17 protein-coding genes are annotated in these 19,321 nt (G+C 70.8%); 6 read left to right on the top strand and 11 right to left on the bottom strand.

Features of this window, described 5'->3' with window-relative positions; translation table 11 throughout:
* Positions 1-6: 6 nt before the first annotated feature.
* A complete protein-coding gene (locus tag JYK18_RS42915; protein WP_206809727.1) occupies positions 7-1,059 on the bottom strand; it encodes an SDR family oxidoreductase in 1,053 nt (350 codons plus the stop codon).
* 71 nt (positions 1,060-1,130) lie between these two features.
* Between JYK18_RS42915 and JYK18_RS42910 the strand changes: the two genes are divergently transcribed.
* From JYK18_RS42910 to JYK18_RS42895, 4 genes are all read left to right on the top strand, one after another.
* Complete coding sequence (locus tag JYK18_RS42910; RefSeq protein WP_206809726.1) at positions 1,131-1,988, top strand: LysR family transcriptional regulator; 858 nt, start codon at positions 1,131-1,133, stop codon at positions 1,986-1,988.
* Positions 1,989-2,120: 132 nt separating this feature from the next.
* Positions 2,121-2,669, top strand: coding sequence for a hypothetical protein (locus tag JYK18_RS42905; protein ID WP_206809725.1), 549 nt, complete (start codon positions 2,121-2,123; stop codon positions 2,667-2,669).
* Positions 2,670-2,839: 170 nt separating this feature from the next.
* Entirely contained in the window at positions 2,840-3,727 is an 888-nt protein-coding gene (locus tag JYK18_RS42900; RefSeq protein WP_206809724.1) for a serine protease, read from the top strand.
* Positions 3,728-3,822: 95 nt separating this feature from the next.
* Positions 3,823-5,214, top strand: a complete 1,392-nt coding sequence (locus JYK18_RS42895; protein ID WP_206809723.1) for a class II 3-deoxy-7-phosphoheptulonate synthase — start codon at positions 3,823-3,825, stop codon at positions 5,212-5,214.
* A 41-nt stretch (positions 5,215-5,255) separates the two neighbouring features.
* On the opposite strand, the gene JYK18_RS42890 is transcribed toward JYK18_RS42895, so the two are convergent.
* The 6 genes from JYK18_RS42890 to JYK18_RS42865 all read right to left on the bottom strand — a co-directional run bounded on the left by JYK18_RS42890 (position 5,256) and on the right by JYK18_RS42865 (position 12,542).
* Positions 5,256-6,581 (bottom strand): wax ester/triacylglycerol synthase family O-acyltransferase, encoded by a 1,326-nt coding sequence (locus tag JYK18_RS42890; protein WP_206809721.1) that lies wholly within the window; start codon positions 6,579-6,581, stop codon positions 5,256-5,258.
* Between the two features lie 257 nt (positions 6,582-6,838).
* On the bottom strand, positions 6,839-7,402 hold the full coding sequence (locus JYK18_RS42885; RefSeq protein ID WP_206809720.1) for a TIGR03086 family metal-binding protein: 564 nt from the start codon (positions 7,400-7,402) through the stop codon (positions 6,839-6,841).
* Positions 7,403-7,419: 17 nt separating this feature from the next.
* Positions 7,420-8,427, bottom strand: a complete 1,008-nt coding sequence (locus JYK18_RS42880) for a sigma-70 family RNA polymerase sigma factor (protein ID WP_206810048.1) — start codon at positions 8,425-8,427, stop codon at positions 7,420-7,422.
* A 138-nt stretch (positions 8,428-8,565) separates the two neighbouring features.
* Positions 8,566-10,062, bottom strand: coding sequence for a flotillin family protein (locus tag JYK18_RS42875; RefSeq protein WP_206809719.1), 1,497 nt, complete (start codon positions 10,060-10,062; stop codon positions 8,566-8,568).
* A gap of 30 nt (positions 10,063-10,092) precedes the next feature.
* A complete protein-coding gene (locus JYK18_RS42870) occupies positions 10,093-10,299 on the bottom strand; it encodes a hypothetical protein (protein WP_113693268.1) in 207 nt (68 codons plus the stop codon).
* On the bottom strand, positions 10,296-12,542 hold the full coding sequence (locus JYK18_RS42865; protein ID WP_206809718.1) for a PASTA domain-containing protein: 2,247 nt from the start codon (positions 12,540-12,542) through the stop codon (positions 10,296-10,298). Before JYK18_RS42865 ends, JYK18_RS42870 begins: the two co-directional genes overlap by 4 nt.
* A gap of 122 nt (positions 12,543-12,664) precedes the next feature.
* Here JYK18_RS42865 and JYK18_RS42860 point away from each other — a divergent pair, with 122 nt between their 5' ends.
* Together JYK18_RS42860 and JYK18_RS42855 are read left to right on the top strand one after the other, a co-directional pair.
* A complete protein-coding gene (locus JYK18_RS42860) occupies positions 12,665-13,033 on the top strand; it encodes an Rv2175c family DNA-binding protein (RefSeq protein ID WP_206809717.1) in 369 nt (122 codons plus the stop codon).
* A gap of 405 nt (positions 13,034-13,438) precedes the next feature.
* Positions 13,439-14,968 (top strand): sodium:solute symporter family protein, encoded by a 1,530-nt coding sequence (locus tag JYK18_RS42855; RefSeq protein ID WP_206809716.1) that lies wholly within the window; start codon positions 13,439-13,441, stop codon positions 14,966-14,968.
* A gap of 75 nt (positions 14,969-15,043) precedes the next feature.
* Here the strand turns inward: JYK18_RS42855 and JYK18_RS42850 are convergent, their stop codons facing one another.
* Genes JYK18_RS42850 through JYK18_RS42835 form a run of 4 tightly spaced genes read right to left on the bottom strand, consistent with a single transcriptional unit; the run spans position 15,044 to position 19,321 of the window.
* Positions 15,044-15,829, bottom strand: coding sequence for an LLM class F420-dependent oxidoreductase (locus tag JYK18_RS42850; protein WP_206809715.1), 786 nt, complete (start codon positions 15,827-15,829; stop codon positions 15,044-15,046).
* On the bottom strand, positions 15,826-16,776 hold the full coding sequence (locus tag JYK18_RS42845; protein ID WP_206809713.1) for a phytoene/squalene synthase family protein: 951 nt from the start codon (positions 16,774-16,776) through the stop codon (positions 15,826-15,828). The genes JYK18_RS42850 and JYK18_RS42845 overlap by 4 nt, the downstream gene beginning before the upstream one ends.
* Positions 16,773-18,230, bottom strand: coding sequence for a phytoene desaturase family protein (gene crtI / locus JYK18_RS42840; RefSeq protein WP_206809712.1), 1,458 nt, complete (start codon positions 18,228-18,230; stop codon positions 16,773-16,775). Before crtI ends, JYK18_RS42845 begins: the two co-directional genes overlap by 4 nt.
* Positions 18,230-19,321 carry a polyprenyl synthetase family protein gene (locus tag JYK18_RS42835; RefSeq protein WP_206809711.1) on the bottom strand — a complete coding sequence of 364 codons (1,092 nt, stop codon included), beginning with the start codon at positions 19,319-19,321 and terminating at the stop codon, positions 18,230-18,232. Before JYK18_RS42835 ends, crtI begins: the two co-directional genes overlap by 1 nt.

The following is a 19,321-nucleotide window of genomic DNA, read 5'->3' as shown; positions in this document are numbered from 1 at the left end:
TCCCGGTCAGGGGATGATGTGGCGCTTGCGCAGGTCGTCGAACAGGCGCCACATCATCTCCTCGGTGTCGACGAATTCGTGGAAGCCGAAGCGGCGGGCCTTCGTCCCGTCGGCGAACATGTCGTAATCCCACGACAGCACGAAATCCATGAACGGCCACGCCGAAACCCGCTGGTACGGCGTGGGTTCCAGGTTGTGCTCGGCCACGATCCGGTCCCACAGCGGTTCCTTGTCCGCCATCACCACGTCCAGTGACAGGGGCAGCGGGGGAGCGGTCTCCATGTCGAAGTACCGCGCGATCTTCGGCCAGAGACCGCTCCACCGGAACAGGTCGCCGTTGGTGATGTTGAAGGCCTGGTTCGCGCACCGCTCGTCGGTCGCCGCCCAGACGGTGGCGCGCGCGAGCAGCCCGGCGTCGGTCATCTCCAGCAGTTTGTCGTACGCGCCGGGCTTTCCCGGGAACCGCAGCGGGAGGCCGAGTTCCTTCGAGATGGTGGCGTAGACCGCGATCGACACGGCCAGGTTCATCGGGTTGCCCAGCGCGGTCCCGCCGACCACCGCGGGCCGGATCGCCGACCAGGTCCAGGACTTCCCCTCCTGGCGGCGTTCCAGGAACTCCTGCTGGTCCACATTGAACTCCGGCGGCATGTGCCCGGCGTCGTCCTCGCGGGCCGGGGTCTGGAACGGGCCGAGGTGCGCGCCGTAGACCTTGTAGCCCTGCATCAGGCTGATGTGGCGCAGCCCGGTGGCGACCGGCTCGATCGCGTCGACCACGTTCGCCAGCATCGCCAGGTTCGGCGGCACCAGCTCGGCCCAGGTGGGGCGATCCTGGTAGGCCGCGTAGAAAACGTGCGTCACGTCGGTCAGCCCGCCCAGCTTCGCGCGGCAGTCGTCGGCGTCGAGCAGGTCCACCGCCACGTGCCGGACGTTCGGCGCGGGCTCGCCGCCACGCCGGGACAGGCCGATGACCGTCCAGTCGCCGAGCGCGGCGAGGTGCTCCACCAGATTGCTGCCGATGACTCCGTGTGCGCCCACGACCAGGGCGACCTTGTTGCTCATGCACTCCATGTTCGGCTCCGGTGAAACATTAGTCCAAGTCTTGTTTCACATGGGACCGATAAACTCCGCTCATGAGCACGCTGCGCCGGTTCGAGTACCTGGTCGCCGTGGTGGACGAGGGGTCGTTCACCAGGGCCGCCGAGCGGCTGCACGTCACCCAGCCCGCCCTGTCCCACCAGATCCGGGCACTGGAGCGGGACGCGGGCGGCGCGTTGCTGGAACGGCTGCCGCGGGCGATCCGGCTGAGCGCGATGGGGCGCGCGATGCTGCCGCACGCCAGGGCCGCGCTCGCCGACGCCGAACGGGCCGTGTGCGCGGCCCGGCAGGCCGCCGGGCTGGAGGCGGCGGATCTGCGGGTGGCCACGGTGTACTCGCTGAGCCTCGGCGTGCTGCCGCCGGTGTTGCGCGAGTGGAGCCGGCGGTACCCCGGTGTGGCGATCACGCTGTTCGAGCACCGGCACACCGGCGAACTCCGCGAGGCGATGCTGGCCGGGGAAGCCGATCTCGCCGTCGGGCCGCGTCCGGCGGACTGGGACGGGCCGGTGCGCGCGCTGGGGGAGGAGGAGTTCGTGCTCGTGCTCGCCGGAGACGACCCGGCGGAGTCTTCGCGGCTCGCGGACTTCGCCGACCGCGGCTGGGTGCGCTACGCACCGGAGAACGGGCTCGCCGAGGTGCTCGACCAGGCGTGCGCGGCGGCGGGTTTCTCCCCGCGCACGGCGATCAGCGCCGCCCAGACCGCGGCCGCGCCGTTGCTCGCCGCCGCCGGGCTCGGGCCCGCGCTGGTGCCGTCGAACGTGCTGCCCGCGGGGTTCGCCGGCCGGGTGCTCCGGCTCGATCCACCGGTGTGCCGGGAACTGGTGGTCTACACCCGGGGTGCGCCGGATCCGGTTTCCGCCGCCTTCACCGAACTGCTCGCCGCGAAGTTCTAGTCGGTTCGGGAAAATTTCCACCTTTACCTTGTGTTTTCTTGTCAGTGATTATTACGCTCCCGTGCGGTTCGACCCTGCGGCAGTAATCGATCACTCCGATCGGCTGTCTCGAAACCGTTCACTGGAGGAAGAATGCGCGAATTCGTGGTGCGCTCGCTCGTGGCGGGAGCGATCGCGTCCCTTGGCTTGCTGACCGGCGCCGGAATGGCGTCGGCGTCGGCCGGCGGCACCGATCCGGTCTTCGATTCCCCCGACGCCGGCGCGGTCGCCGAAGTGGGCGCGATGGTCACCAAGCTGACCCATTCGCAGGCCACCTCGCGGCTGCGCTCGTCCAACATCACCTGGTCCTCCAGCGGTGGCTGCAGTGACCGCAACCAGCCCACCTGCACCTCGTTCGACCAGGTCAACCTGGCCACCATCCAGGGGGCGCAGACGCTGAAGTCGGCCTCGGGCTGCGGCCTGAACGTCACCGGCGGCACCGAGACAGGGCACGCCAGCGGCACCTACAGCCACTGGAACGGCTACAAGCTCGACTTCTCGCTGAGCAGCTGCCTGACCAACTACATCAAGGGCAACTTCAGCTCCATCGGCGGCAACAAGTGGAAGGCGGGCTCCGGCAACATCTACTACCTCGAGTCCAACCACTGGGACGTCACCTTCTACAACTGCGGCGGCTGCTGAATTTCCGAATGCCGGAATCGCTGGGCCGAACGGTCCGCCGATTCCGGCATTCGGCCCACTACTTTCGTCGCGAGCCGGGCGAATGGCGTATTGCCGCTGCGTAGTCACCTGATTACCGTCAATTCGTTCGGTCGGCAAATGACCAATCGGGGCGACGAAGAGGTGGCGCGATGAGGCGAGCATCGGTACTGACGGCGATCGGACTGGCGCTCGGCGCGCTGCTGACCGCACCCGCCACCGGCCAGGCGCAGACCGCGGCCGACTACTGGACCCCGGAGAAGATGCGCGCGGCCGTGCCGATCGAGCGGCTGATCACCGCGCCGCGGGCGGCCGCCGGTGAGGTGCTCGCCGGGTTGCCGGAGATCATCCCGGCCGCCTTCCCGACCACCGGCGCGCCGTGGACCGGTGGTGGTGACGTGGTCAAGACCGCGGGCCGGGTCTTCTTCACCATGGGCGGCCAGAACGCCTCGTGCAGCGGGGACGCGGTGACCAGCGCCAACAAGAGCACGGTGATCACCGCCGGGCACTGCGTGAAGTACCAGGGCGCCTTCCACACCAACTGGGTCTTCGTGCCCGCCTACGACAACGGCAACGCGCCCTACGGCGAATGGCCGGCCACCAGCACGCTGACCACGCCGCAGTGGGAAGCCAGCGAGGACATGAACTACGACGTCGGTGCGGCGGTGGTGGACCAGGTCGGCGGGCAGTCGCTGACCGACGTGGTCGGCTCGCAGGGCATCGCGTTCAACCAGCCGCGCAACCAGAACATGTACACCTTCGGTTACCCGGCCGCCGATCCCTACGACGGCACCACGCTGATCCACTGCAGCGGCAGCACGTTCACCGACTTCCTGCTCACCCAGGACCACGGCATGGCCTGCGGGATGACCGGTGGTTCCAGTGGCGGACCGTGGTTCCTGCAGTTCGACGAGTCGACCGGCCGCGGGGTGCAGGCCTCGGTGAACAGCTTCGGCTACGTCTTCCTGCCCGGCTACATGTTCGGCCCGTACTTCGGCGCCGAGGCGCAGGCGCTCTACAACGAGGCGCAGGCCGCATGACCGGTGGGTGAAGGATGAACCGACAGTGGGTGTTCAGTGCATGGGACTGGCGTCCCGCCGTCCGGGAGATGGGGGTCACCGCATATTCTTGACCCGTGAACTGGACAGTGGACGTTCCCGTAGACACGCTCCCTGAACTCCCGCCGCTGCCGCCCGAGCTGCGGGCCAGGCTCGACGAGGCACTGGCCCGCCCGGCGGCGCAGCAACCCGAGTGGCCCGACCAGGGCCTGACCCGCCGGGTCCGCGGCGTGCTCGAAGCGGTGCCGCCGATCACCGTGCCCGCCGAGATCGACCGGCTGCACCAGCGGCTCGCCATGGTGGCCAACGGCGAGGCGTTCCTGCTCCAGGGCGGCGACTGCGCGGAGACCTTCGAGTCCAACACCGAGCCGCACATCCGGGCCAACCTGCGCACCCTGCTGCAGATGGCGGTGGTGCTGACCTACGGCGCCAGCCTCCCGGTGGTCAAGGTGGGCCGGATCGCCGGCCAGTACGCCAAGCCGCGCTCGGCCTCGACGGACTCGCTGGGCCTGCCGGTCTACCGCGGGGACATCGTGAACTCGCTGGTGGCCAAGCCGGAGCTGCGCGTGCCGGACCCGGGCCGGATGATCCGCGCCTACGCCAACGCCGGTGCCGCGATGAACCTGGTGCGCGCGCTGACCGCGGCGGGCATGGCCGACCTGGCGCAGCTGCACGACTGGAACCGCGACTTCGTGCGCACCTCGCCCGCCGGGGAGCGCTACGAGGCGCTGGCCAGCGAGATCGACCGCGGCCTGCGGTTCATGTCGGCCTGCGGCGTGACCGACACCTCGCTGCACACCACCGAGATCTTCGCCAGCCACGAGGCGCTGCTGCTGGACTACGAGCGCTCGCTGCTGCGGCTGGACAACGCCGACGCGGACAACCCGAAGCTGTACAACCTGTCCTCGCACTTCCTCTGGATCGGCGAGCGGACGCGGCAGCTGGACGGTGCGCACATCGCCTTCGCCGAGCTGCTGCACAACCCGATCGGGTTGAAGATCGGCCCGACCACCACGCCCGAGCAGGCGGTGGAGTACGTGCGGCGGCTCGACCCGCGCAACGAGCCGGGCAGGCTCACGCTGATCGCGCGCATGGGCAACGGCAAGGTGCGCGAGGTGCTGCCCGCGATCGTGGAGAAGGTCGAGGCGTCCGGGCACAAGGTCATCTGGCAGTGCGACCCGATGCACGGCAACACGCACGAGTCGTCGACCGGGTACAAGACGCGGCACTTCGACCGGATCGTGGACGAGGTGCAGGGCTTCTTCGAGGTGCACCGCATGCTGGGCAGCTACCCCGGCGGCATCCACATCGAACTCACCGGGGAAGACGTCACCGAGTGCCTCGGCGGCGCCCAGGACATCTCCGACATCGACCTGGCCGGCCGCTACGAAACCGCCTGCGACCCGCGGCTCAACACGCAGCAGTCGCTGGAACTGGCGTTCCTGGTCGCGGAGATGCTCCGCTCGTAATTTGGCCCTGCCTCCGGCAGGGCGGCGAGGTCGCGCCTGTCTCAGGGGCAGGTGGCGACCAGCTTCGCGGCTGACTTGTCGAAGGCGTCTCGCAGGGAGCCCAGGTCGGCGACGGCCTCCCCGTTCGCCTGCAGGCCGATGTGCACGGCATCGCGGTAGATCGAGACCGCGATGCCCAGTGCCTGGTTCGGCGGCAGCGGGACCAGCGGGTAGATCTCCCGCAACCGCGCGCCGTCCAGGGTCAGGGGCAGGCCGGGCATGGGCACGTTCGTCACCACCGTGTCGAACAGCAGCGGTGCCGCCCGCCCGGCCGCCCTGGTGGCCAGGCGGTGCACCGGCGCGGGCAGCCGGTTCGCCAGGATCGGGAACGCCCCCGGCCCGGTCGCGGTGCCCTTGGCCTTCGCGTGGTCCATCGACCGGCACACCGCGCGCAGCCTGCCCACCGGGTCGTCCAGCCCGACCGGCAGATCGCACAGGTACCCGGACAGCTGGTTCCCGTCGGTGTTGCCCTGCTGCCGCGCGCGCACGCTCACCGGGATCAGCGCGCGCAGCGTGCGGTCGTCCGCGCGCTGCCCCCGGTTGACCAGCCAGCTGCGCAGCGCCCCGGCCACGATCGCCAGCACCACGTCGTTCGTGGTCCCACCGTGTGCCTTGCGCACCCGCCGCAGATCGGCCAGTTCCAGCCGGACGAAACCGAGGCTGCGTTCGTCCGCGTTCGGCGCGGAGATCGGCGAGGTCGGGTACGGCCGCGCGGCGCGCAGCACCGACGAGGCGATCGACGCGCCCTCCGCGGCTTGCGCGAACGCCGCGGAGAAACCGTCCTTCAGCAGGCCCAGCGGGCCGCGCACGGGCTTGGCCTCGACGGGTTTCGCGGTGGTCGCCCGGAGCGCGCGGGCGCCGGGCAGTTCGTCGAGCAGACCCGACCCGATGGCGAAGGCACCCGCGCCGTCGGCGAGCGCGTGGTGCAGCTTGAGCAGGACGGCGAACCGGCCGTCGGGCAGTCCGGTCACCAGCGACAGGTCCCACAGCGGGCGGTCCATGTCGAGCGGCTCGGCGATCCACAGTGAAGCGAACGCGGCGAGCGGTTCTGGTTCGTACAGCGAAGAAACGTGGTGCACGTGAATGTGCGCGGCCGGGTCGAAGCCGGGGTCCTCGGCCCAGACCGCGCCGCCCGGCGGCAGCAGCGTCGGGCGAATGTGCTTGCGCAGCTTGGGAATCCGGGCCGCCCTGGCGGCGAGCAGCAGGGCCAGCCGGTCGGTGTCCACCGGCCCGTCGAAGGTGACCACCGCGCCCATGTGCATCGGGGTGCGTTCGCCCTCCAGGCACAGGAAGGCCACGTCGAGTCCGCTGAGCTGCCCATCGAGCATCGATCAGACCTCCGGCGAATAGTGGGGGAATCGACGACCAGTTCACCAGCACGACGTGTCAGGGGAATGGTCGGGGTGTTTCCACGGGGATAACGCATCCTCTCGTTCACTCGAAAGGGGGAGAATTGATCTTCCGCGCATTCGTCGTTGTCGAGTTTCCCGCCGATGCCCGGTCGGATGCAGCCGCCTTTTGCCCTAAACGGGGTGAAACCCTTGCCAGGTAACTAATCTCGGCTGACTAGCCCAGGCGAGTGTGATCAAGCTCTCCGGCCGAGAAAAGCGAGCAGCCGGTCACCGGGTTCGGCCCCGCCGGGTGGTTCGATCGGTGCGGCGAATCGCTCCGGACGGTCGGCGGCGGTGACGAACAGTGCGGAAAGCCCGAGCATTTCCGCGGCCAGTGCCGGTGGGAGTGGACGGTCGTGCCCGCACGCGCGCGCGACGTCCCAGCCGTGCACCGCCACCTCCAGCGCGCCCGCCCCGGCGATGACGCCCGCGGTCATCGGGGCCCCGGCCACCGACACCAGATCGGCGTGCGGTTCCCCAGCCCACGCCCCGAGCAGCTCACCCGCTCGTGCGCGCACGGCCGCCGCCGGATCACCCGGTACCGGCGGTACCGGTTCGAGGCCGACGCGGCCGAATTCGGCGGCTTCGGCCAAAGCGGTGAGCGCGTCGTCCAAATGCGCCAGCAGCGCCCGCAGATCCCAGTCCCGGCACGGGGTGGCATTCGCCATCGCCCCGTCGGTGACCAGCCGCAGGCAGCCGAGCGCGTAGCTGACCGACCGCTCCAGCAGGTCGACCCCGCCTGCCAGCGTCCCCGGCATCACGGCGAGACCCCGGCTCAGGCGGTGGCGGCGGGGTAGTCCGCGGGCAGCGTCTCCGGCAGGTCGAACACGGCGAACAGGTTCGCGTCCACGAAGTTCGCCACGTGCGTGATGCCCGCCTGCCCGACGGTGAGCACCTGGAGGTTGAACGCGCGGAACCGCTCGCCGTCGCGCTCGCGCAGGTAGGTGCCGAACGCGGGCTGCCCGTTGGCCCAGGTGGGCAGCAGCCGGGTGTGCCCGGGGCGGCAGGGGCAGCGGGTGGCCAGGTGGCGGGCGATCCGCTCGGCGCCGAGGTACCAGCCGGCGAACGGCGGCATCTCCCAGACCGCGTCCTCGGTGAACAGCGAGATGATCGCCGGGATGTCCTTGGCCTCGAACGCGGTGACGAACTTGTCGAGCAGCTCGCGCTGGTCGGCGGCCGAGGGCTCGGTGACCTCGTTCTCGGTCGGCGCGATCTTCTCCAGCTGGGCGCGGGCGCGCTGCAGGATGCTGTTCACCGCCGGGGTGGAGATGTCCATCAGCTCGGCGACCTCGGCCGCGCGCCACTTCAGCACGTCGCGCAGGATCAGCACCGCGCGCTGGCGGGCGGGCAGGTGCTGCAGCGCGGCGACCAGCGCGAGCCGGATGCTCTCGCGCGAGGTGACGATCGCGGCGGGGTCGGCGCCGTCGGCCCCGGTGAGCGCGTCGGGCACCGGCTCCAGCCAGGGCACCTCGTGCCGCTCCTGTAGGTCGTCCTCCGGCTCGCAGCCGGGCGCGCCGAGCCCGGTGGGCATCGGCCGCCGCCCGCGGCTCTCCAGCGCGGTCAGGCAGGCGCTGGTGGCGATGCGGTAGAGCCAGGTGCGCAGCGACGAGCGCCCTTCGAAGCGGTCGTAGGCGCGCCACGCGCGGAGGTAGGTCTCCTGCACCAGGTCCTCGGCGTCGTGCACCGAGCCGAGCATGCGGTAGCAGTGCGCCATCAGCTCGCGCCGGTACGGATCGGCCTGGGTGAGGAAGTCGCCCTCGACCGGGCTCACCGTCTCCGTCATCGTGACCACGACCTTTCCTCCCGCCTGTGCCGACTGTAGGCCGCGCGGCGCCCGGAGCGCACCGTCACCGGTACTGACTCCGGCCGCGCAGCGAACTCATCGGTCCTGGGGGAAATACGCGTTCCGCCCGGGGGTGGTTCAGCGCAGGTCGGTCGTGGTGGGCACGACCGAGCCGTTGGTCTCCGGCTCCGCCGGCTTGCTCGTCTGGCCCATCGCCTCCATCAGCTGGCGGGCCAGGCCAAGCCCGGTGCCGCCGAGCGAGAGCGCCTTGGTGAACATGTCGGACACCCCGTCGGCGCCGTTGAGCACCACCATGTTGTCGACGCTGCCGAACGCCTTCGCCCCGGCCTCGACGATCTCCGGCCAGCGCTCGGCCAGCTGCTGCGCCACCACGGCTTCCTGGTTCTCCGCCAGCGCCGCGGCCCGCGCCTTGATCGCGTCCGCCTCGGCGAGGCCCTTCGCCTTGGCCGCCTCGGCGTCCGCGAGCCCCTTCGCCCTGGCGGCTTCGGCCTCGGCCAGGCCCTGCGCCTTCGCCGCGTGCGCCTGGGCGTCACCGGTGGCCTTGGTGGCGGCGGCACTGGCCTCACCGCGGGCCCTGGTCGCCTGCGCCTCGGCCTCGGCGGCGGTCTTCACCTTGGTCGCGTCGGCCGCGGCCCGCAGCTCGGTCTCCTTCGCCTCGGCCTGTGCCTTGGCGATCGCCGCGTCGCGCTCGGCGTCGGCGGAGGTCCTGGTGTCGTACGCCCGCGCGTCGGCGGGCTTGCGCACCTCGGACTGCAGCCGCTGCTCGGCCAGATCGGCCTCCAGCTCCGCCGCCCTGGTCTCCTGGACCACGACCTCCTGGCGCGCGGTCGCCTCGGCCAGCGGACCGGACTGGCCCGCCTTCGCCCGCGCCTGGTCCACTTCGGCCTGGAACCCGGCCTGCTTGATCTCGCTCTCCCGGATCGCGCCCGCCTTCTGCGCGGCGGCGATCTGCTCGGCCTCGGTGGCCTCCTGGTCGCGCTGCGCCTCGGCGATGCGGGCGGAGGCGGCCACCGCGGCCGCGTGCGGCTTGCCCAGGTTCAGGATGTAGCCCGACTCGTCGTCGATCTCCTGGATCTGCAGCGAGTCGACCACCAGCCCGAGCTTGATCATCTCGTTCGCCGACGAGCTGCGGATCTCGCCGGTGAGCGCGTCCCGGTTGTGGATCATCTCCTCGATGGTCAGCCCGCCGACGATCGAGCGCAGGTGCCCGGCGAACAGCTCGTGGATGGTGTTGTTCATGCCGTCCTGCTGGTCCAGGAACCGGCGCGCGGCGTTGGCGATCGAGGCGAAGTCGTCGCCCACCTTGTAGATCACCACCGCGCGCACGGTCACCGGCAGGCCCTGCTTGGTCACGCAGGAGACCTGGAGGTTGGCGCCCCTGGTGTCCAGCGAGAGCCGCCGGGCGGTCTGGAAGCCCGGGATCACCAGCACCCCCTTGCCGGTGATGATCTTGAACCCGAGGCTGTCGGCGGTCTCGGTGCGCTGCACGCGCACACCCCAGCCGGAGATGATCAGCGCCTCGTTGGGCTCGGCGACCTTGTACAGCATGCGCAGCAGGACAAAAAGCACGATGATGGCGCCGACGATCACGCCGGCGAGGATCAACGGATCCACGTCAGTGACTCCCCCAGTCGAAGTGGCTGGTCAGACGAGCGGCTGCCAGCGCTGGACGTAGACCGTACGCGGTGCCTCGAAGTCCACCACCAGGACTTGGGTTCCGTTTTCAAATCGTTCTTCACCGTCGGCCGGGTAGGCGTAGAACGCCTCGGTGCCGCCGCGCACGCTCAGCAGCACCTCGCCGATCAGGCCGGGGCCGATGGTGCCGGTGACCCGGCCGCGGCTGCCGATCACAGGAACGTCCTGATCTTGATCTTGGTCCCCTTGCCCACCGGGGTGCCGGCCGGCGGATCGGTCTCCAGCACCAGGTTGAAGTCGTTGCCCTCGTCGTCCCGGCCGCGCTTGAACTCCGGGTCGAGCCCGGCCTCGCGCAGGATCTTCGCCGCGTCCTTCGGCGAGCGGCCGACCACGTTCGGCACCTGGACGGCGCTGGAGATGAACACGCCGACGCGCTTGTCGCCGCCGGTCACCGTGGTGCCGCCGGGCGGGCTGGTCTTGCTGACCTTGCCCGCGGGCACGTTCTGCACGAACTCCTCCCCGGCCTCGAACGGCTGGAACCCGGCGTCGGTCAGCGCCTTGAACGCCTCTTCCTTGCTCTTGCCGGTCACGTCCGGCACCGGCAGCGGGGGCGGACCCTTGGACAGCCCGATCGAGACCGGGTCGCCGATGTTGGCCTTGCTGCCCGGGGTCGGGTCGACCTTGACCACCGCGCCCTTGGGCACGGTCGGGCTGTAGTCGTCCAGCTTCGGGTCCAGCCGCGGTTCCAGCTTGACCAGCCGGATCGACTGCTCCGCGGTGGCTGGGTCGGCACCCGGCTTGATGTCGGGCACCACCGGCTGGCCCTCGGAGACGACCACCGACACCTGCTCGTCGAGCAGCACCTCGGTGCCCGCGTCGGGATCGGTCCGGATCACCGTGCCCGCGGGCACGGTGTTGTGCAGTTCCTTGGTGTAGGCCGGGTTCAGCTGGGCGGCGCGCAGCGCGTCACCGGCCTCGGCCTGCGACATGCCCGCCAGCTTCGGGATCTGCGCGTACCGGCCGCCGGAGTACCACCAGGTGGCCGCGCCGATCGTGCCGCCGATCAGCAGGACGACCAGGCCCAGCACGAGGTACAGCCGCTTGCGGTTGCGCGGTGGCGGCGGCTCCTCGTGCGCCGCCGCCGGGGTACCCGCCGGGGGCGAGGGCGGCGGTGGAGTCGGTGGGGTCGGTGGCCGGTCGTACATCTTGGTCGCGTGCCGGACGGGCGCCTGCCGCGCGGCGGCCTGCGGGCCTGCCTGCACGGCGGTCTGCGGCCCGGACTGCACGGCGGTCTGCGGGCCGGAGACCGCGGCGTGGTGCACGGTGGCCTGCGGCCCGGACTGCCCGGGGTGCTGGACGACGGTCTGCGGGCCGGACTGCCCGGGGTGGTGCGCGCCCGGCTGCGGGACGTTCTGCACGGTGGGCTGGTCGGCGGGGTGCGGGTGGGGGTGCATGGTGGGTACTACGGCCGGCGCGGCCGGGGCGGCCGGCGCCGCCCCGATCGCGGCCAGGTGCGGCGTGGTCTTCTCCACGTCCGACTCGCGGTCCAGGTCCGGCGGCGGCGGTACCGGCACCGGGACCGGCCCGATGCCCAGCTCGGCGCGCACGCGCAGGAGTTCGTCGAGGAAGGCGCCCGCGTCGGCGGGCCGGGCCTCGGGGTCGCGGCGGGTCGCGCGCAGCACGAGCTGGTCCAGCGCGGGCGGGATCCCGGCCCGCAGCTGGCTCGGCGCGGGCACGTCGTCGTTCACGTGGCGGTAGGCCACCGAGATGGCCGTGTCGCCGGTGTACGGGGTCTGCCCGGTGAGCATCTCGTAGAGCAGGATGCCCGCGGAGTACACGTCGCCGCGCACGCTCGCCGCGCCGACCGTGACCTGCTCGGGGGAGAGGTAGGCGACCGTGCCGAGGATGACGCTGGAGCTGGTGGTCCCGGCGCTGGCGACCGCGCGGACCAGGCCGAAGTCACCCACCTTCACCACGCCGGCGCCCTGCTGTCCACCCCGGCCGATGAGCACGTTCTCCGGCTTGACGTCGCGGTGCACCAGCCCGGCGCGGTGGGCGGCGGCGAGCGCGGAGAGCACCGGCTCGGCCACCGACAGCGCGAGTGCGATGTCCAGCGGGCCCTGTTCGGTGAGCACCTCGCGCAGCGTGCCGCCGTCGACCAGTTCCATCACCAGGAAGGCGCGGCCGGTCTCGGCCGAGGTGTCCAGGCCCTGGTCGTGCACGGCCACCACGTTCTGGTGGTGCAGCTTGGCCGCCGAGCGGGCCTCGCGCTCGAAGCGGTCCACAAAGGAGCGGTCGTCGGCGAACCGCGGGTCCATCACCTTGATCGCGACCGGCCGGTCGAGCCGGGTGTCCACCCCGCGGTAGACCGAGGACATGCCACCGCGGGCGAGCAGCCGGTCGACCCGGTACCGCCGGTCGAGCAGCGTGCCGACCAGGCTGGCTTCCGTGCGTGTCACGGTTGACGATCGTACGGACGTAACCATGCACCGTGGGACGTGCCCTACCGGGTGATGGTTGACCTTGTTGAGGTTTCGTTACGCCATCGGTGCCGGGGCGCGGGCTGTGGCACAGTGTCGGTGTGAGTGCGATTCCTGTCGCTGATGACGTGCTCGACGCCGATGTGGCCGTGCTTCCGCTCGGGGAAGTGGCCACCGCACTCGGTCAGTCGGCCAACAAGGTCCGGCAACTGCTCAGAGACGGTCAGCTGATCGCCGTGCGGCGGTCCGGTGAGTTGATGGTCCCGGCGGTCTTCCTGGTCGGAGGCGCCATCGTGAAGGGCCTCGGCGGCACCATCACCGTGCTGGCCGACGCCGGTTTCGGGCGCACCGAGATGCTGCGCTGGCTGTTCGCCGAGGACGACACCCTGCCCGGCACCACGCCGATCAACGCGCTGCGCACCAGCCACGGCACCGAGGTCAAGCGCCGCGCCCAGGCGATGGCTTTCTAGCCGTTTTCGATGTGGTTTGCGTGGCGGTGCGGGTGGCGGAACCTCAGGCGGCTTCTCGCTCCGGGAGCTCCACCTCATGAATACCGATTCACCACGGTGAAGCTGTCCTCGCGAGAAGCCACCTGAGAACCCGCTGCGGTGCGGTTTGACGGCCCACAGCAAGCGGCTCCGCCGCTTCGGAGGCCCGACCTAGTTCGCTGATCGCCACCCGTTCGGCCGCGCGGCCGAACGGGTGAATTCCGGTCACCCCTGCTCCACCTGCGCTTCCGCACGCCTGGAAAGTGTTCACGTACGTGAAAGTAAGTCACAAGTGTGATTCACTTCGCAGCCGAGACTTCCAACGACCGAAATCGGCTCGTAAGACGTACGTCACACAACTCGCGCGGGTGAACTCAGGGAGGTGCGATGGAGACGCTGGACTGGATAGTGGTCGGCGCTTACTTCTTCGTGATGGTGGCGATCGGCCTGTGGTCGAAGAACCGCATCCGGAACGTGGTCGACTTCTTCACCGCCGGCGGCCGGATGCCGTGGTGGCTGTCCGGGATCTCGCACCACATGTCGGGCTACAGCGCCGTCATGTTCGTGGCCTTCGCCAGTGAGGCGTACCGGCTCGGGCTGACCGTGTACGTCTGGTGGGCGCTGACCATCGGCGTCGGGGTCGGCATCGGCAGCTGGCTGTTCGCCGCGCGCTGGAACCGCTTGCGCGCCAAGCACGGCGTGGCCTCGCCGCTGGAGTACCTGGCCCGGCGCTACAACGTGCCGACCCAGCAGCTGATGGCGTGGTCCGGTGCGGTGCTCAAGGTGGTCGACATCGCGGCGAAGTGGTCCGCGGTGGCGATCCTGCTGCGCGGGTTCGCTGGCGTGCCGATCGAGGTCGGCATCCTGCTGGTCGGCGTGGTCACCATGGTCTACTCCGTGATGGGCGGCCTGTGGGCCGACGCGCTCACCGACTTCGGCCAGTTCATCATCCAGGCCGCGGCGGGCATCGTGATGTTCGTGGCGGTGGCCGCGCACTTCGGCGGCATCCAGTTCCTCTGGGAGATCTGGGACCAGCTGCCCGCCGACCGGAGCCAGCCGCTCAACGGCGAGTACACCTCGACCTTCTTCCTGGCCCTGTTCGTGATCAAGACGCTGGAGTACAACGGCGGCATGTGGAACCTGGCGCAGCGCTACATGGCCGCGCCGGACGGGGCGGCGGCGCGCAAGTCGGCGATGCTGTCCAGCTTCCTGTGGCTGGTGTGGCCGCTGGTGCTGTTCTTCCCGATGTGGGCCGCGCCGCTGATCGTGCCGGACCTGACCAACGCCGGGGACGCCTACATCGAGCTCGGCAAGGTGATGCTGCCGGTCGGCATGATCGGGCTGGTGCTGGCCGGCTTCTTCTCGCACACCATGGCGATGGTGTCCTCGGACGCCAACGTGATCTCGGCGGTGATCACCCGCGACATGCTGCCGAGACTGTGGAAGGGCGCGAAGCGGATGAGCCAGGACGCCCAGCTGAAGCTCGCGCGGATCACCACGTTCGTGTTCATCGGGCTGAGCATGGCGATCGCGTTGTCACTGGACACCAACGGCGGTGTGCTCAAGGTGGTGGTCGACCTGGTCGCCGCGACCATGGGCCCGATCGCGGTGCCGTTGATGCTCGGCCTGCTGCCGTGGTTCCGGCGGATGGGCCCGGCGGCCGCGCTCACCTCGACGCTGAGCGGCCTGGTGGTGTGGGCGAGCCTGTACATCTCGCAGCAGAACGGGGTGAAGGTGCCGAAGGAGGCGCTGGTGGCCTACCCGCTGCTCACCTCGCTGGTGCTGTTCCTGGTGATCGGGCTGGTGTTCTCGCAGCGCACGCCGGACCGGGACGGCCTGATCGACTCGCTGTCCACCGACGCCCCTGCGGCCAAGCCGGGCGAACCGGACGAACCCGCCCGGGTGGCCGCGAAGTAGCGCAGTTCGTGCCGTGAATGTGGCTTTCACTGCGAAATCCGCAGTGAAAGCCACATTCACTGCATCCGGGCGGCATCAGGAGTTGGTCTTGTCCCGCCATTCGACCCACTGCCGCAGCAGGGAGAAGTCGTAGTCGGGGCCGGTGACGCCGACGGTGAACAGCGAGACACCGCGCTCCAGCAGCTTCGGCCCGAGTTCGCTGGGCTCGGACTCCACCGCGACCGAACGCTCGATCTCGCCGGGATCGCGGCCGACGTCGGCGCAGTGCTGGTCGAGGATGCGCACCTTGCGCTCGACCACGTCGGGGTCGCCGAAGCCGTGCCAGATATCGGCGTGCTTGGCCACCAGGCGCAGCGTCTTCTTCTCGCCGCCACCGCCGATCAGCACCGGGATCTTGCGCGCGGGCTGCGGGTTCAGCTTCCCCAGCCGCGACTCGATGCGCGGCAGCGCGTCCCCGAGGTCGTTCAGCCTGCCGCCCGCGGTGCCGAACTCGTAGCCGTATTCGGTGTAGTCCTTTTCGAACCAGCCGGAGCCGATCCCCAGGATCAGCCTGCCGTCGCTGATGTTGTCGACCGTGCGCGCCATGTCGGCGAGCAGTTCGGGGTTGCGGTAGCTGTTGCAGGTGACCAGCGCGCCGATCTCCACCCGCGAGGTGGACTCGGCCCAAGCACCCAGCATGGTCCAGCACTCGTAGTGCTTGCCTTCGGGCTCCCCGTAGAGCGGGTAGAAGTGGTCCCAGTTGAAGGCGATGTCGACGCCGAGGTCCTCGGCCTCGGACGCGGCCCGGCGGATGGTGGCGTAGTCGGCGTGCTGGGGCTGGATCTGGACTCCGACCCGGATCGGCCGGTTGGGTGTCGTCATGCCTTCGACACTAAACCCGCCGAGCGGGTTTTCGCTCCCTGGAGCAACTCCAGCCCCTGCACGCGCAGCAGGCTCGGCCCGGCCACCGCGAGCCGTCGCCGCTTCGGCACCACCACCCGGCGGTTGAGCACGTCGTAATCGGCCGCGACGATCTCGTCCAGGATGCCCTCGTACAACGTCAGCGCGGTCGCCACGCACGGACGAGACTCCTTGCGCAGCAACGGAACCCCGCTTCGCGCCCGCCGGTAGACCGCGCGGTTGCGCGCCACCGCCGCGGCCAGCGCGCGCCGGACGCGGGCGTCGGTGACCCGGCGACGGCGGCAGGATTCGAGCAGCGCGCGGTCCACTCCGAACGCCGCCAGTTCGGCGCGCGGCAGGTACACCCGGCCGCGGTCGAGGTCCTCGCCGACATCACGCAGGAAGTTGGTCAGCTGGAAGGCTTCCCCGAGCGCGGCGGCGCTCGGCTCGGCCTCCGCGCGCCCGCCCACCGTGCCGAACACCGGCAGCATCTGCAGCCCGATCACCGAAGCCGAACCCCAGGTGTACTCGGCGAGATCGGCGTAGGTGTCGTACTCGGTGACGGTGAGGTCCATCCGCATCGACCGCAGGAAGGCGTCGAACAGCGAGCGGTCGAGGTCGAACCGCCGGACGGTGTCGGCCAGCGCGGCGAATTCGGTGCTCTCACCGGAGAAAACGTCGTCGAGCTGCGCGGCCACGGCGTCCAGTCCGGCGGCCGGGTCGGTGCCGGGCGCGGGGTTGTCGACCACTTCGTCGACGGCGCGGGCGAACCCGTACAGAGCGTGTGCGAACGGGCGTGCCCTGGCCGGGAGCAGCCTGGTCGCCAGGAAGAACGTGCGCCCGTAGTGCGCGTTGATCCGGCGGGACTCGGTGTAGGCGGCGCGGAGCTGGTCACCGTGGATGCCCGCCGCGTCGAGTTCGGTGCTCATGCGGCCAGGATCCTCGCCGCGGCGAGCTTCCCGGAGATCAGCACCGGCGGGATGCCCACGCCCGGTGTGGTCCCGCAACCGGCGAGCGCGGCGTTCTCGATGCCCGGCAACACGTTGCGCGGCCGGAACGGTCCTGTTTGGACGAATGTGTGCGCCAGCGAGAACGGTGTACCGGCACCGAACCCGCGCTCGGCCCAGTCCGCCGGGGTCACCGCGTCGACCACCTCGTACTCGTCGCCGAAACCGGTCAGGCCGCGGTTTTCCAGTGTGCGCACCAGTTCCTCGCGGTAGGCCGGGCCGACGCGGTCCCAGTCGATCCGGCCGGCCTTCAGGTTCGGCGCGGGCGCGAGCACCGAGACCACCTGGCGCCCGCCCGGGGCGAGCGACGGGTCGGTCGCGGTCGGCCGGGTGACCAGCAGCGAAGGATCGCTCATCAGCCTGCCCTCGCGGATGATCTCGGTGAACGTCCGGTCCCAGGCCCCGCCGAAGAAGATGGTGTGGTGGTCCAGTTCCGGCCACGACCGGCCGGTGTGCCCGTGCAGCACCACCGCCGACGGCGAGTACCGCAGCGGCAGCGCGCGCTTCGGGTGGGCGCCGAGCAGCTGGTACGCCCCGGTCAGCTCGGTCGCCACGACCACCGCGTCACACGGGATCCGCTCACCCGCGCTCGTGCGCACAGCGTCCACATGGGACCCCCGGCGCTCCAGCCAGGCCGCGTGCGTGGCGAACTTCAGTTCCGCACCGGCCTTCTCGGCCGCGTCCGCCATCGCCTCGGCGACCTTGCCGATGCCGCCGACGGGGTAGTAGACACCGCCGACGGTGTCCATGTACGAGATGACCCCGTAGGCACCCATCGCGCGCATCGGGTCGAGCCCGGCGTAGAGCGACTGGAAGGAGAACAGCCGACGCACGCGTTCGTCGGCCAGGTACCTGGCGACCCGCGGGCCGAGCCTGCCGAACCCGCCGAGCGCGGCCAGTTTCGCCAGTTCCGGGCGGACCAGGTCGAGCGGCGAGTCGAAGTTCGCGCCGATGAAGTGGTCCTTCTGCACCGCGTACAGCTCGGTCAGCCAGGTCCGAAGTCGCCGGTAACCGGCGGCTTCGCGTGGACCGGCGAAGTCGCGGATCTCGGCTTCCATCGCCTCGGCGCCGGTGTGCAGCGAGAGCGTGCTCCCGTCGGCGAAGTGCGCGCGGTAGGCGGGATCGAGCCGGACCAGCCGCAGCCGGTCCGAAATGGACTCACCGACCGCGGCGAGCGCCTCGTCGACCAGTTCCGGCATGGTGAGCACGCTGGCGCCGGTGTCGAAGCGGTAGCCGTCGAGCGCGGACTGGCCCGCGCGCCCGCCGGGGTGCTCGCCCTGTTCGACGATGGTGACTTCGCGGCCGGAACCCAGCAGGTGCAGCGCCGCCGACAGCCCCGCGAGGCCGGCGCCGACGACTACGACGTGGTCGGTCACTAGTACTTCCTCTGCGTGGCCTGGATCGCGAGTTCCCGGAGCCGGGTCGTGGCCGGTTCGGCGAGTTCCGCGGCGTCCAGCGATTCGAGCGCGGCGGTGGTCAGGTCGTCGATGCGGCGTTCGACCGCGGCCACCGCGCCGACGCCGGTCAGCGCGTCGCGCACCTCGGTGACCGCGTCCTCGGTGAGGTCCTTGTCGCCGACGGCGTCGGCGATGACGGCCGCGTCGGCACGGCGGTCCTGCGCGGCGGCCAGTTCCATGCCGAGCGCGAGCAGCAGGGTCCGCTTGCCCTCGCGCAGGTCGTCCCCGGCGGGCTTGCCGGTGATCGACGGGTCGCCGAACACGCCGAGCAGGTCGTCCCGCAGCTGGAAGGCGACGCCGAGGTCGCGGCCGAAGGAGAGCAGGGTGCCGATCAGCCGGTCGTCCGCGCCGGCGAGCGCGGCGCCGAGGTGCAGCGGGCGCTGCACGGTGTAGGCGGCGGTCTTGAGCCGGTCGATGCGCAGCGCGGCCTCGGGGGAGGAGTCGCCGGTGGCCTGGGTGTGCACGTCCAGGTACTGCCCGGCGAGCACCTCGGTGCGCATCGCGCGCCACGCCGGGCGCGCGGCGGCGAGGGTGGGCGCGGGCAGCGGGGCACCGGCGAACATGTCGTCGGCCCACGCCAGCGCGAGGTCGCCGAGCAGCACGGCCGCGGCCTGGCCGAAGCTGGCCGCCGAGCCGAGCCAGCCGTGGTCGGCGTGGCGCTTGGCGAAGGCCACGTGCACGGTCGGCGAGCCGCGCCGCGAGTCGGAGGAGTCCATCAGGTCGTCGTGGATCAGCGCGCAGGCCTGCACCAGTTCGAGGCTGGACACCGCCTGGAGCACGCCCTCGGCGTCCGGCCCGGCCGGGTCACCGCCCGCGCCGCGCCAGCCCCACCAGGCGAAGGTCGGGCGCAACCGCTTGCCACCGCCGAGCACGAACTCGCTCAGCGCGTCCACGCCGGGGCCGGTGCTCGGCTCCATCGCGCGGATCGGGTCACCCGCTTCGGCCAGGAACTTCGCGAGCGCGCGCTCGACGTGTGCGGGGAAATCGGCGTCGAAGCCCGGCTCGCTCAT

Origin of the sequence: Amycolatopsis sp. 195334CR (assembly GCF_017309385.1) — a bacterium.
GTDB lineage: Bacteria > Actinomycetota > Actinomycetes > Mycobacteriales > Pseudonocardiaceae > Amycolatopsis.
Note: the sequence above shows the minus strand (reverse complement) of the source record. Positions and strands in the feature narration are given on the sequence as shown.